This is a genomic window from Oerskovia sp. 140933, assembly GCF_059651515.1.
Map to the genome: position 1 here is coordinate 33,873 of NZ_JAMXIO010000028.1, position 10,567 is coordinate 44,439.

At 73.6% G+C, this 10,567-nt stretch carries 11 protein-coding genes; all 11 read left to right on the forward strand.

All coding sequences use genetic code 11. From position 1 onward, the window contains the following. Window positions 1-78 precede the first annotated feature (78 nt). Entirely contained in the window at window positions 79-1,890 is a 1,812-nt protein-coding gene (locus NHG27_RS14360; RefSeq protein WP_497016757.1) for an ABC transporter ATP-binding protein, read from the forward strand. A gap of 104 nt (window positions 1,891-1,994) precedes the next feature. After that, on the forward strand, window positions 1,995-2,429 hold the full coding sequence (gene hisI, locus NHG27_RS14365; RefSeq protein WP_497016738.1) for a phosphoribosyl-AMP cyclohydrolase: 435 nt from the start codon (window positions 1,995-1,997) through the stop codon (window positions 2,427-2,429). Then, window positions 2,426-4,012: an anthranilate synthase component I gene (locus NHG27_RS14370; protein WP_321575510.1), complete on the forward strand. Its 1,587-nt coding sequence runs from the start codon at window positions 2,426-2,428 to the stop codon at window positions 4,010-4,012. Before hisI ends, NHG27_RS14370 begins: the two co-directional genes overlap by 4 nt. Then, complete coding sequence (locus tag NHG27_RS14375; protein WP_497016739.1) at window positions 4,009-4,758, forward strand: Trp biosynthesis-associated membrane protein; 750 nt, start codon at window positions 4,009-4,011, stop codon at window positions 4,756-4,758. The genes NHG27_RS14370 and NHG27_RS14375 overlap by 4 nt, the downstream gene beginning before the upstream one ends. Before the next feature lie 79 nt (window positions 4,759-4,837). Continuing rightward, complete coding sequence (locus NHG27_RS14380; protein WP_193721230.1) at window positions 4,838-5,113, forward strand: HGxxPAAW family protein; 276 nt, start codon at window positions 4,838-4,840, stop codon at window positions 5,111-5,113. A 136-nt stretch (window positions 5,114-5,249) separates the two neighbouring features. Next, window positions 5,250-5,879, forward strand: coding sequence for a DUF4190 domain-containing protein (locus NHG27_RS14385; RefSeq protein WP_497016740.1), 630 nt, complete (start codon window positions 5,250-5,252; stop codon window positions 5,877-5,879). Window positions 5,880-5,926: 47 nt separating this feature from the next. Then, window positions 5,927-6,409, forward strand: a complete 483-nt coding sequence (locus tag NHG27_RS14390) for a DUF2752 domain-containing protein (protein ID WP_497016741.1) — start codon at window positions 5,927-5,929, stop codon at window positions 6,407-6,409. Between the two features lie 197 nt (window positions 6,410-6,606). After that, a complete protein-coding gene (gene trpC / locus NHG27_RS14395) occupies window positions 6,607-7,419 on the forward strand; it encodes an indole-3-glycerol phosphate synthase TrpC (protein ID WP_497016742.1) in 813 nt (270 codons plus the stop codon). Window positions 7,420-7,468: 49 nt separating this feature from the next. Then, window positions 7,469-8,725 (forward strand): tryptophan synthase subunit beta, encoded by a 1,257-nt coding sequence (gene trpB / locus NHG27_RS14400; RefSeq protein WP_193721226.1) that lies wholly within the window; start codon window positions 7,469-7,471, stop codon window positions 8,723-8,725. A 17-nt stretch (window positions 8,726-8,742) separates the two neighbouring features. Beyond that, a complete protein-coding gene (gene trpA / locus NHG27_RS14405) occupies window positions 8,743-9,585 on the forward strand; it encodes a tryptophan synthase subunit alpha (RefSeq protein ID WP_497016743.1) in 843 nt (280 codons plus the stop codon). Further along, complete coding sequence (gene lgt / locus NHG27_RS14410) at window positions 9,582-10,481, forward strand: prolipoprotein diacylglyceryl transferase (RefSeq protein ID WP_193721224.1); 900 nt, start codon at window positions 9,582-9,584, stop codon at window positions 10,479-10,481. Before trpA ends, lgt begins: the two co-directional genes overlap by 4 nt. Window positions 10,482-10,567 lie beyond the last annotated feature (86 nt).

A 10,567-nucleotide genomic window follows, 5' to 3' on the forward strand; every position in this document is an offset into this window, starting at 1 on the left:
ACGGGCGAGCCCCGTGGGCGTCGCCGGCGCCGAGCGGCGTCGCCCGAGGTCGTCGTCGAGGACGCGACCGGCGCCCGCATCGCCTCGGCGAGCACGCTCGGTGTCTTCGCGACCCTGCGCAAGGGCGTGCAGATGTCCCCCGAGATCGTCCAGGGGATCTGGGTCACGCTGCTCCTGGCGGTCGTGGCCGCGCTGGGTCGCATCGTCGTGCCGATCGCGGTCCAGCAGACGGTCGACACCGGCATCATGGCGCCCGGCGGCCCCGACACGAGCCGCGTGACGCTGCTCGTCGGCGCCGCGGCCCTGGTCCTGGTGGTCGCGGGCCTGTGCTCGGCGCTGGTCAACGTGCGCCTCTTCCGGTCGACCGAGGCCGGGCTCGCGAGCCTGCGCGTGCGCGCTTTCCGCCACGTGCACGACCTCTCGGTCCTCACGCAGAGCACCGAGCGTCGCGGGGCCCTCGTCTCGCGCGTCACGAGCGACGTCGACACCATCTCGCTGTTCGTCCAGTGGGGCGGCATCATGCTGCTCGTCTCGGTGCTGCAGATCGGCGCCGCCACGATCCTCATGGCGTTCTACTCGTGGCAGCTCACGCTGCTCGTCTGGGCGTGCTTCGTCCCGCTCTTCCTGATCCTGCGGCCCGCCCAGAAGCACGTCAACGCGGCGTACACCGCGCTGCGCGAGCGCGTGGGCGCGATGCTGGGCGCGATCTCGGAGTCGGTCGTGGGTGCGGAGACCATCCGCGCCTACGGCGTGGGGGAGCGCACGGGGCGCCGGATCGACGCGGCCGTCGAGAGCACGCGCACGGGCATGGTCCGGGCGCAGAAGCTCGTCTCGACGGTCTTCTCGAGCGGCGTCCTCGTGGCGAACCTGGTCCTGGCGGCCGTGGTCGTCGTGGGCACGCTGCTCGGCATCGACGGGAACATCACGGCGGGCAAGCTCCTCGCGTTCCTCTTCCTGGTCCAGCTCTTCACGGGGCCCGTGCAGATGGCGACCGAGATCCTCAACGAGCTGCAGAACGCCGTCGCGGGCTGGCGTCGCGTCCTCGCGGTCGTCGAGACTCCGATCCAGGTCGTCGACAAGGGCGACCAGGGCGTGCGCTCGCCGCGCGGCCCGGCCCGCGTGACGCTCGAGGACGTCCGGTTCGCGTACCCCGACGGCCCCGAGGTGCTGCACGGCGTGGACCTCGACTTCCCGGCCCGGACCTCGGTCGCGGTGGTCGGTGCCACGGGCTCGGGCAAGACCACGATCGCCAAGCTCGTCACGCGCCTCATGGACCCCACCTCGGGCGCGGTCCGGCTCGACGGGGTGGACCTGCGCGACCTGTCGGCCGCGAGCCTGCGCGAGCGCGTGGTCCTCGTCCCGCAGGAGGGGTTCCTGTTCGACGGGACGCTCGCCGAGAACATCGCGTACGGCGTGCGGGACCCCGCGAGCGGCGCTGCGGGGGAGACCCCGGGGCAGACCGCGGCCCGGCACGCCGACCGCATCGACGCCGCGGTCGCCGAGCTCGGCCTGACCGACTGGGTCGCGGACCTGCCGGACGGGCTGGGCTCCGCCGTCGGGCAGCGCGGCGAGGCCCTGTCCGCCGGGGAGCGCCAGCTCGTCGCGATCACGCGCGCCTACCTCGCGGGCGCCGACCTCCTCGTGCTCGACGAGGCGACCTCGGCCGTGGACCCCGCGACCGAGGTACGCATCGCGCGCGCCCTCGACTCGTTGACCGCGGGCCGCAGCACCATCACGATCGCGCACCGCCTGTCGACCGCGGAGTCCGCCGACCTCGTGGTCGTGGTCGACGCGGGGCACGTCGTGGAGGTCGGGCCGCACGCCGAGCTCGCGGCCGCAGGGGGCGTCTACGCGTCGATGCACGCGTCCTGGGTCGCGCAGACCCGATGAGCCCCGCACGGCACGACGAGGCGCCGGCGCCCGGGAACGACGACCGACGGGCCGCAGGACGGACCGCGGACCCGCGCGCGCCGAGGATCTGGCAGGATTCTCGGGTGCCCCGGAACACCGCCCCGTCAGACCAGCCCGACGCCGCAGCCACGATCCTGCCCGCGGACCTCGCCGCGCGGCTCAAGCGCGACGCGGACGGGCTGGTCGCCGCGATCGTCCAGCAGCACGACACGGGCGAGGTGCTCATGCTCGGCTGGATGGACGACGAGGCGCTGCGCCGCACGCTGACGACGGGCCGCGTCACGTTCTGGTCGCGCTCGCGGCAGGAGTACTGGCGCAAGGGCGACACGTCGGGCCACGCGCAGTGGGTCAAGTCCGTCCAGATCGACTGCGACGGCGACGCGCTGCTCGTCCGTGCCGACCAGGTCGGCGCGGCGTGCCACACGGGTGCCCGGACCTGCTTCGAGGCGGGCGGGGACCTGGGCGCCGTCGTCGGGAACCGCCCCCAGACCGAGACCTCCGAGGAGAAGACGCAGTGACCGGACCGTCCCCCGTGACCAGCACGCCCGTCCCCGTGGTGCCCGCAGCGGGCCTCCCGTGGGGCGAGACCTGGCCTACGGTCGAGGGCTTCCGTGCGCTCGCGGCCTCGCGCCGCGTGGTCCCGGTGGTCCGTCGTCTCCTGGCCGACGACGTCACGCCCGTGGGCCTGTACCGCACCCTCGCGCAGGGGCGCCCGGGCACGTTCGTCCTGGAGTCCGCCGAGGTCGACGGATCCTGGGCCCGCTACTCGTTCGTGGGCGTCGCGTCGCGCGCGACGCTGACCGCGCGCGACGGCCAGGCCGTGTGGACGGGCGACGTCCCCGCGGGCGTCCCCACCACGGGGGACGTCGTCGACGTGCTCGAGCGCACCCTCGACGCCCTGAGCACGCCCGCGATCGACGGTCTGCCGCCCCTCACGGGCGGGCTCGCGGGCGCCCTGGGCTGGGACGTCGTCCGCCACTGGGAGCCGACGCTGCCGGCGCACGCGCCCGACGAGCTGGGGGTCCCCGAGGTCACGCTCTGCCTCGCGACGGACCTCGCGGTCGTGGACCACCGCGAGGGCAGCGTGTGGCTCGTGGCCAACGCGATCAACTTCGACGACACCGACGAGCGCGTCGACGAGGCCTATGCCGACGCCGTGGCGCGCCTCGACCGCATGCAGGGCGAGCTCGTGGCCGGGACGGGAGGCGGCTCCTCCGCGTCGGTCGTCGTGGACGTCGCCGAGCCCGAGCTCGAGTTCCGCTCGACGCGCGAGGAGTTCGAGGACGCCGTGCTCGCGGGCAAGGACGCGATCCGTGACGGGGAGGTCTTCCAGATCGTGATCTCCCAGCGGCTCGACCTCGACTGCCCCGCGCCGCCGCTCGACGTCTACCGGGCCCTGCGGACCATCAACCCGAGCCCGTACATGTACTACTTCCAGCTCACCGACGCCGACGGCTCGGACTTCGCCGTGGTCGGCTCGAGCCCCGAGACGCTCGTCAAGGTCGACGACGGGCACGTGGTCACGTTCCCGATCGCCGGGTCGCGTCCGCGCGGCGCGACTCCCGAGGACGACGTCGCCCTGGGGGAGGAGCTGCTGGCCGACCCCAAGGAGCGGGCCGAGCACATCATGCTCGTGGACCTCTCGCGCAACGACCTCGTGAAGGTGTGCGAGCCCTCGTCGGTCGAGGTCGTCGAGTTCATGGCCACCAAGCGGTTCAGCCACATCATGCACCTGTGCTCGACCGTCGTCGGGACCCTGCGCCCCGGGGCGCGGGCCCTCGACGTGCTCCGTGCGACGTTCCCCGCGGGCACGCTCTCCGGCGCGCCCAAGCCGCGCGCTATCGCCCTGATCGACGAGCTCGAGCCCGCCTCGCGCGGCATCTACGGCGGGACCGTCGGCTACTTCGACTTCGACGGCAACATGGACATGGCCATCGCGATCCGCACGGCCCTCATCCGCGACGGACGCGCGAGCGTCCAGGCGGGCGGCGGGATCGTCGCCGACTCGGTCCCGGCTCTCGAGTACGAGGAGTCGCGCAACAAGGCCGCGGCCGCCGTGCGCGCCGTGCAGCTCGCGGCCCGGCTGCGGAGCCTGTCGTGACCGGCGCCGGCCCCTCGGGGGGCGACGCCGGGGCACCGGGGGCGGCGCCCGCCCCTCGCACGCCGCGCTCGTGGCGCCTCGCGCGCCGCAGCGCGATCCTGCTGCTGCTCGTGCTCGGGGGCGGCGCCCTCGCGGCGGCCGCGCCCACGTGGCTGCGCACGTCCGGATCGACGGCGCTCGACGCCGAGGTCCTGGTCCAGGTCACCGGGACGTCGGCCGCGCCGGGCGTCGGCGCGGGCGCGCTGGTCGTCGTGGCCAGCGCCCTGGCCCTCGGCCTGGTCGGTCGGATCGGCCGGTGGCTCGTGCTGGCCGTGACCGTCGCGAGCGGCGTCGTCGTCGCCGCGTCGGCCGCCGCGATCCTGCGCGACCCGACGCAGGCCGCCCGGACCGCGGTCGCCGAGGCGACCGGCGTACCCGACATGACGAGCGGCATCACGCTCACGCCCTGGCCGTACGTCGCGTGCGCGGTGGGCGTGCTCGTGGTCGTCGCGGCCCTCTGGACGGGCGTGTCCTCGCCGTCGTGGGCCCGCGTCTCGGCGCGCCACGAGATCGTCCGGCCCGACGCCGCGTCGACGACGGGCCCGACCACCAGCGGGGCCGGGTCGACCGGCCGCCCGACCGGTGCGGGCGACGCCCGCGGGGGCGTCACGTCCCCGACGGGCACCGACGGCGGCGCGGACGACGGCCCCGACGAGCAGGAGACCTGGGACTCGCTGACCCGCGGCGAGGACCCCACCGATCGCTGAGCACCACGCCCTGCCAGCAGGAACAGACCGACCCGCGTCCGATAGGCTGGGCGCACATCTTGACGAAAGGCACACCCCCATGGCCGAGAAGCCGCAGACCACCGAGATCTCCTACCTGCCGCCGTCGGCACCTCCCACGAACCACGGGCACACCGTCGCGGCCTGGTTCACCATGATCGGCATCATCGTCGGCGCGATCGTCGCGGGCGTCGCCGTGGCCCTCCCGCTCGTCTGGCTCTTCTGGGTCGGCATGGGCATCGTCGTCCTGGCTCTGATCGGCGGCGCGGTGCTGCGCAACATGGGGTACGGCCAGCCGAAGCCCGGGGTCACGCCCCGGACCTCGACGCAGCACTGACCCCTTCCGGACGAGAGTCCGCACGTGCCTCCACGCGCCGCGCACCTTCCCGGGTGCGTGGCGCGTGTCGTACCACCGGCAGCAGCCAGGCGTCGCACGGCCCGCTGACGGCTCCTCGTAGAGAGCAGGACCGATCATGAGCTACCCACCCACCCCGCCGAACGACCCCTACCGCCCCGAGGGCGAGCCTGCGGGGACCCCGAGCGAGCAGCCTGGTGGCGAGCCCGCTCAGGCTCAGCCGCCCGCCCCCGACCAGGCGCCGCCCGCGGCACCGGGCTATCCCGCGTACCCCGGGACGCCGCAGCAGCCCGGCTCGCCGTACTCGGCCCCGACGGGTCAGCCCGCCCCGGGCTCCGCGCCCTACGGCGGCGAGCAGGGCGGGTACACGTCGTACCCGCCGCCCGCGCAGCCCGGCTACGGGGCCCCCGGCCAGGCGCCGTACGGTGCGTCTCCCTACCCGGCGCCGGCCGCACCGGGCGGGTACGGGTACTTCCCGCGCAACGACCTGGGCGTCTGGGCCCTCGTCCTGGGGATCGCGTCGTTCGTCCTGTCGTGCGGGTTCCTCACGGGTATCCCGGCCATCATCGTCGGTACCAAGGCCAAGCGAGCGGTCGAGGCCGGCGAGGCGAACAACGGCGGGCTCGCGCAGGCGGGCGTCATCCTCGGCTGGGTCGCCTCCGCCCTGTCGGTCGTCGCGATCATCGTCTTCGTGGTCCTGCTGGTCATCGGCGTGGCCTCCGCGGAGTTCGACCCCTCCTACTACTGAGGGGCGACCTCCTGAGGAGCGAGCGGACCACGCGAGGGGACGCCCTGATGACGGACCCACCTGCGTCCCCCCGGGCGCCGTCCCCCGCGCAGCAGCCGGGGGAGCCGTCGTCGACCCCTGCCGTGCCGGACCCGCCCGGGTGGCGTGCGCTGCGCGCGCCACCCGCGGTGGGAGCGGGCGTGGCCGGGGCCACGCTCGTGCTCGCGCTCGTGGACCCGCACGAGGGCGGCTACCCGCTGTGCCCCCTCCTCGCGCTCACGGGGTGGGCCTGCCCGGCCTGCGGCGGGCTGCGCGCGACCCACGACCTCGCGACGGGCGACCTGGCCGGCGCGTGGGCCATGAACCCCCTGTGGGTGCTCGTCGTCCCCGTCCTCGTCCTGGCCTGGGCGCTGTGGGCCCGACGGTCGTGGCGGGGCACCCGGGCCCGGCCCGTGCCCGTGTGGGTCGGCATCCTCGGTCTGGTGGTCCTGATCGGCTTCGGGATCGCACGGAACGTCCCGGCCCTGGTGCCGTTCCTGGGGCCCTCGTGACCGCGCCGCGCGGCCCCGGGGCACGTCTCGCGAGATGACACGTGTCCCTGGTCACTCCCGGGCGGCCCTACGATGGCAGGTATCTCCCTGTCAATGGTTCGCGGACAGATGCTGCCGGTGACTCGTCACGGTCCCCGCAGACGGCCCCGCGGACCGCACGTGGCACGGAGTCGACGACGAGCACGGGGAGAGGGCACATGACGGTTCTGGAGGACATCGTCGCGGGAGTCCGCGAGGACCTGGCGGAGCGCCAGGCGAGGACCACCCTGGACGAGCTGAAGGAACGCGCCTCGCGCGTCCACGGAGCGCTCGACTGCATCAGCCGGCTCAAGGCGGAGGACGCCGTCGCGGTGATCGCCGAGGTCAAGCGGTCCAGCCCCAGCAAGGGGGACCTGGCGGCTATCACCGACCCCGCTTCGCTCGCCTCGGAGTACGAGAAGGGCGGCGCCGCCGTGATCTCGGTCCTGACCGAGCAGCGGCGGTTCAACGGGAGCCTCGCGGACCTCGACGAGGTGCGCGGCAAGGTCGACATCCCTGTCCTGCGCAAGGACTTCGTCGTCACGCCGTACCAGGTCTGGGAGGCCCGCGCGCACGGTGCGGACCTGGTCCTGCTCATCGTCGCGGCGCTCGAGCAGACGGTCCTGACCTCCCTCGTCGAGCGCGTCCACTCGCTCGGCATGACGGCTCTCGTCGAGGTCCACACGCTCGAGGAGGTCAGCCGTGCGATCGACGCCGGGGCGCGCGTGATCGGCGTCAACGCGCGCGATCTCAAGACGCTCGAGGTCGATCGCACGACGTTCGCGAGGCTCGCGCCCGCGATCCCCGACGAGTACGTCCGGATCGCCGAGTCCGGCGTGCGCGGTCCGCACGACGTCATGGACTACGCCCGCTCGGGCGCGCACGCGGTGCTCGTGGGCGAGGCCCTCGTCACCGACGCCGCCCCGCGCGCGTCGGTCGCCGACCTGGTCGCGGCCGGCTCGCACCCCTCGCTCTGGTCCGTCCGCCGCTGAGCCCAGCCCCCGACACCCCGCACATCCCGTACCGAGGAGGTCAGGCCGCGTGCCCGACGCATCATCTTCCCTGCAGAACCAGCAGGGCCCCTACTTCGGGGACTTCGGTGGACGCTTCGTCCCGGAGGCCCTGATCGCCGCGCTCGACGAGCTCGAGTCCGAGTACCGCAAGGCCGTCGACGACCCGACGTTCCAGCAGGAGCTCGCCCGTCTTCACCGCGAGTACACGGGGCGCCCCAACCCGCTCACCGAGGTGCCTCGCTTCGCCGAGCACGCCGGCGGCGCCCGGGTCTTCCTCAAGCGCGAGGACCTCAACCACACCGGGTCGCACAAGATCAACAACGTCCTCGGCCAGGCGCTGCTCGTCAAGCGCATGGGCAAGAAGCGTGTGATCGCGGAGACCGGTGCGGGCCAGCACGGGGTCGCGACCGCGACGGCCGCAGCGCTCATGGACCTCGAGTGCGTCGTCTACATGGGCGAGGAGGACACCGAGCGTCAGGCGCTGAACGTGGCGCGCATGCGCCTGCTCGGCGCGACCGTCGTCCCCGTCACGATCGGGTCGCGCACCCTCAAGGACGCGATCAACGAGGCGCTGCGCGACTGGGTCGCCAACGTCGACACCACGCACTACCTCCTGGGGACGGTCACCGGTCCGCACCCCTTCCCGGAGATGGTCCGCGACTTCCACCGCATCATCGGCGAGGAGGCGCGCGCCCAGATCCTCGACCGCATCGGCCGCCTGCCCGACGCGCTCGCGGCGTGCGTGGGAGGCGGCTCGAACGCGATGGGCCTGTTCAACGCGTTCCTCGACGACCAGGACGTCGCGCTCTACGGCTTCGAGGCCGGGGGAGAGGGCGTCCCGACGGGCAGGCACGCTGCCCGCTTCAGCGGCGGCGCCCCGGGCGTCCTGCACGGCGCGAGGTCCTACCTCATGCAGGACGAGGACGGCCAGACCCTGCCCAGCCACTCGATCTCCGCGGGCCTCGACTACCCGAGCGTCGGTCCGGCGCACTCCTGGCTGCACGACCTGGGCCGGGCGACGTACGAGCCCGTGACGGACGTCGAGGCCATGGAGGCCTTCCGCCTCCTGTGCCGCACCGAGGGCATCATCCCCGCGATCGAGTCGGCGCACGCGCTGGCCGGTGCGCTCCGGATCGGGCGCGAGGCGCGCGCCGCGGGCAAGGAGGACACCGTGATCCTGGTGAACCTCTCGGGCCGCGGGGACAAGGACGTCGCGACCGCGGCGCGGTGGTTCGACCTGATCGACGCGGACACCGTGGTCGACGGCGAAGGGAGCAGCTTGTGAGCGGGATCGTCGGGGGCGTGCGCGCCCCCCGCGCGACGGCGGGACGCCTCGAGGAGGTGGCCGCCGAGGGGCGCGCCGCGCTCATCGGCTACCTGCCCGTCGGCTACCCGAGCGTCGAGGGCACCGTGCAGGCCGCGACGGCTCTCGTCGAGTCCGGGGTCGACATCATCGAGCTGGGCCTGCCCTACACCGACCCCGTCATGGACGGTCCCGTCATCCAGCGAGCCGTCGAGCACTCGCTCGCCGCCGGCACGCGGGTGCGCGACGTCGTCACCGCGGTCGAGGCCGTGGCCGCGCTCGGCGTCCCGGTCCTCGTGATGACCTACTGGAACCCCGTGCTGCGCTACGGCGTCGAGGCGTTCGCGCGCGACCTGGCCGCTGCCGGAGGGGCCGGGCTCATCACGGCCGACCTCATCCCCGACGAGGCCGGCGAGTGGATCTCCGCGGCGGACGCGCACGACCTGGACAAGGTCTTCCTCGTCGCGCCGAGCTCGACCCCCGAGCGCCTGCGCCTGACGGCCGCCGCCTCGCGCGGCTTCGTGTACGCCGCCTCGACCATGGGCGTCACGGGCATCCGCGCCGAGGTCGGCAGCAAGGCCGAGGAGCTGGTCGCCGCGACCCGCGCCGCGGGCGCCGAGCACGTGTGCGTGGGCCTGGGCGTCTCGACGAGCGCCCAGGCGGCCCAGGTCGCCCGCTACGCCGACGGCGTCATCGTCGGCTCGGCCTTCGTCCGCCCGCTCCTCGGCGACGCGCCGTGGGAGGACCGCCTCGAGAACCTGCGTGCGGTCGCGCGCGACCTCGCCGAGGGCGTCCGCACGGCGCGCGCGCCCGAGTCGGCCTCGGGGCAGGTGACGGCATGAACGGGCTGATCGCCGCCGTCGGGCCCGTGGTCGCCTCGATCCCCAGCCCGTCCCAGCACACCTGGAGCATCGGCCCCTTCCCGCTGCGCGCCTACGCGCTCGCGATCCTCGCGGGCATCGCGGTCGCGGTGTGGCTCACCCGCAAGCGCTGGGTCGAGCGCGGCGGCGACCCCGACGACGTCCTGGAGATCGCCTTCTGGGCCGTGCCGTTCGGGATCGTGGGCGGGCGCATCTATCACGTGATCTCCTCACCCGACGCGTACTGGGGCCCCGACGGTGACCCCGTCAAGGCCCTGCGCATCTGGGACGGCGGGCTCGGGATCTGGGGCGCGATCGCCCTGGGAGCCGTGGGCGCCTACATCGGGTGCCGCCGGCAGAAGGTCAGCTTCCCTGCCTTCGCGGACGCCCTCGCCCCGGGGCTCCTGCTGGCACAGGCGATCGGGCGCCTCGGCAACTGGTTCAACCAGGAGCTGTTCGGCAGCGCCACGACCCTGCCGTGGGGGCTGGAGATCAGCGACCGGTACCTTCCGAGCGGCTACGAGTCCGGGACGCTGTTCCACCCGACGTTCCTCTACGAGATGCTCTGGAACGTCGCGGCGGCCTTCCTCCTCATCTACCTCGACCGTCGCTTCAGGCTGGGTCACGGTCGGGTATTCTGGCTGTACGTTCTCTTCTACACGCTTGGTCGTGTGTGGATCGAGATGCTGCGCATCGACGACGCCGAGCTGGTGCTCGGTCTCCGGCTGAACGTCTGGACCTCCATCCTGGTCGGCGTCGGTGCGTTGATAGCGTTTATCGTTGTCGGGCGCCGCCATCCGGGGCGCGAGGAGACAGTATCGCTCGGTGCTGCGGAGCCCGAGCAGGCAGATGCTGCCAGACCCGAACCAGGTCGCTGAGGCATCCGTCTTTTCATAGGCGAACCCGCTGGACAACCGTCGAGCAGGTTCGATCATGTCCGTTGGGCCGATGAAGTCCCACAATC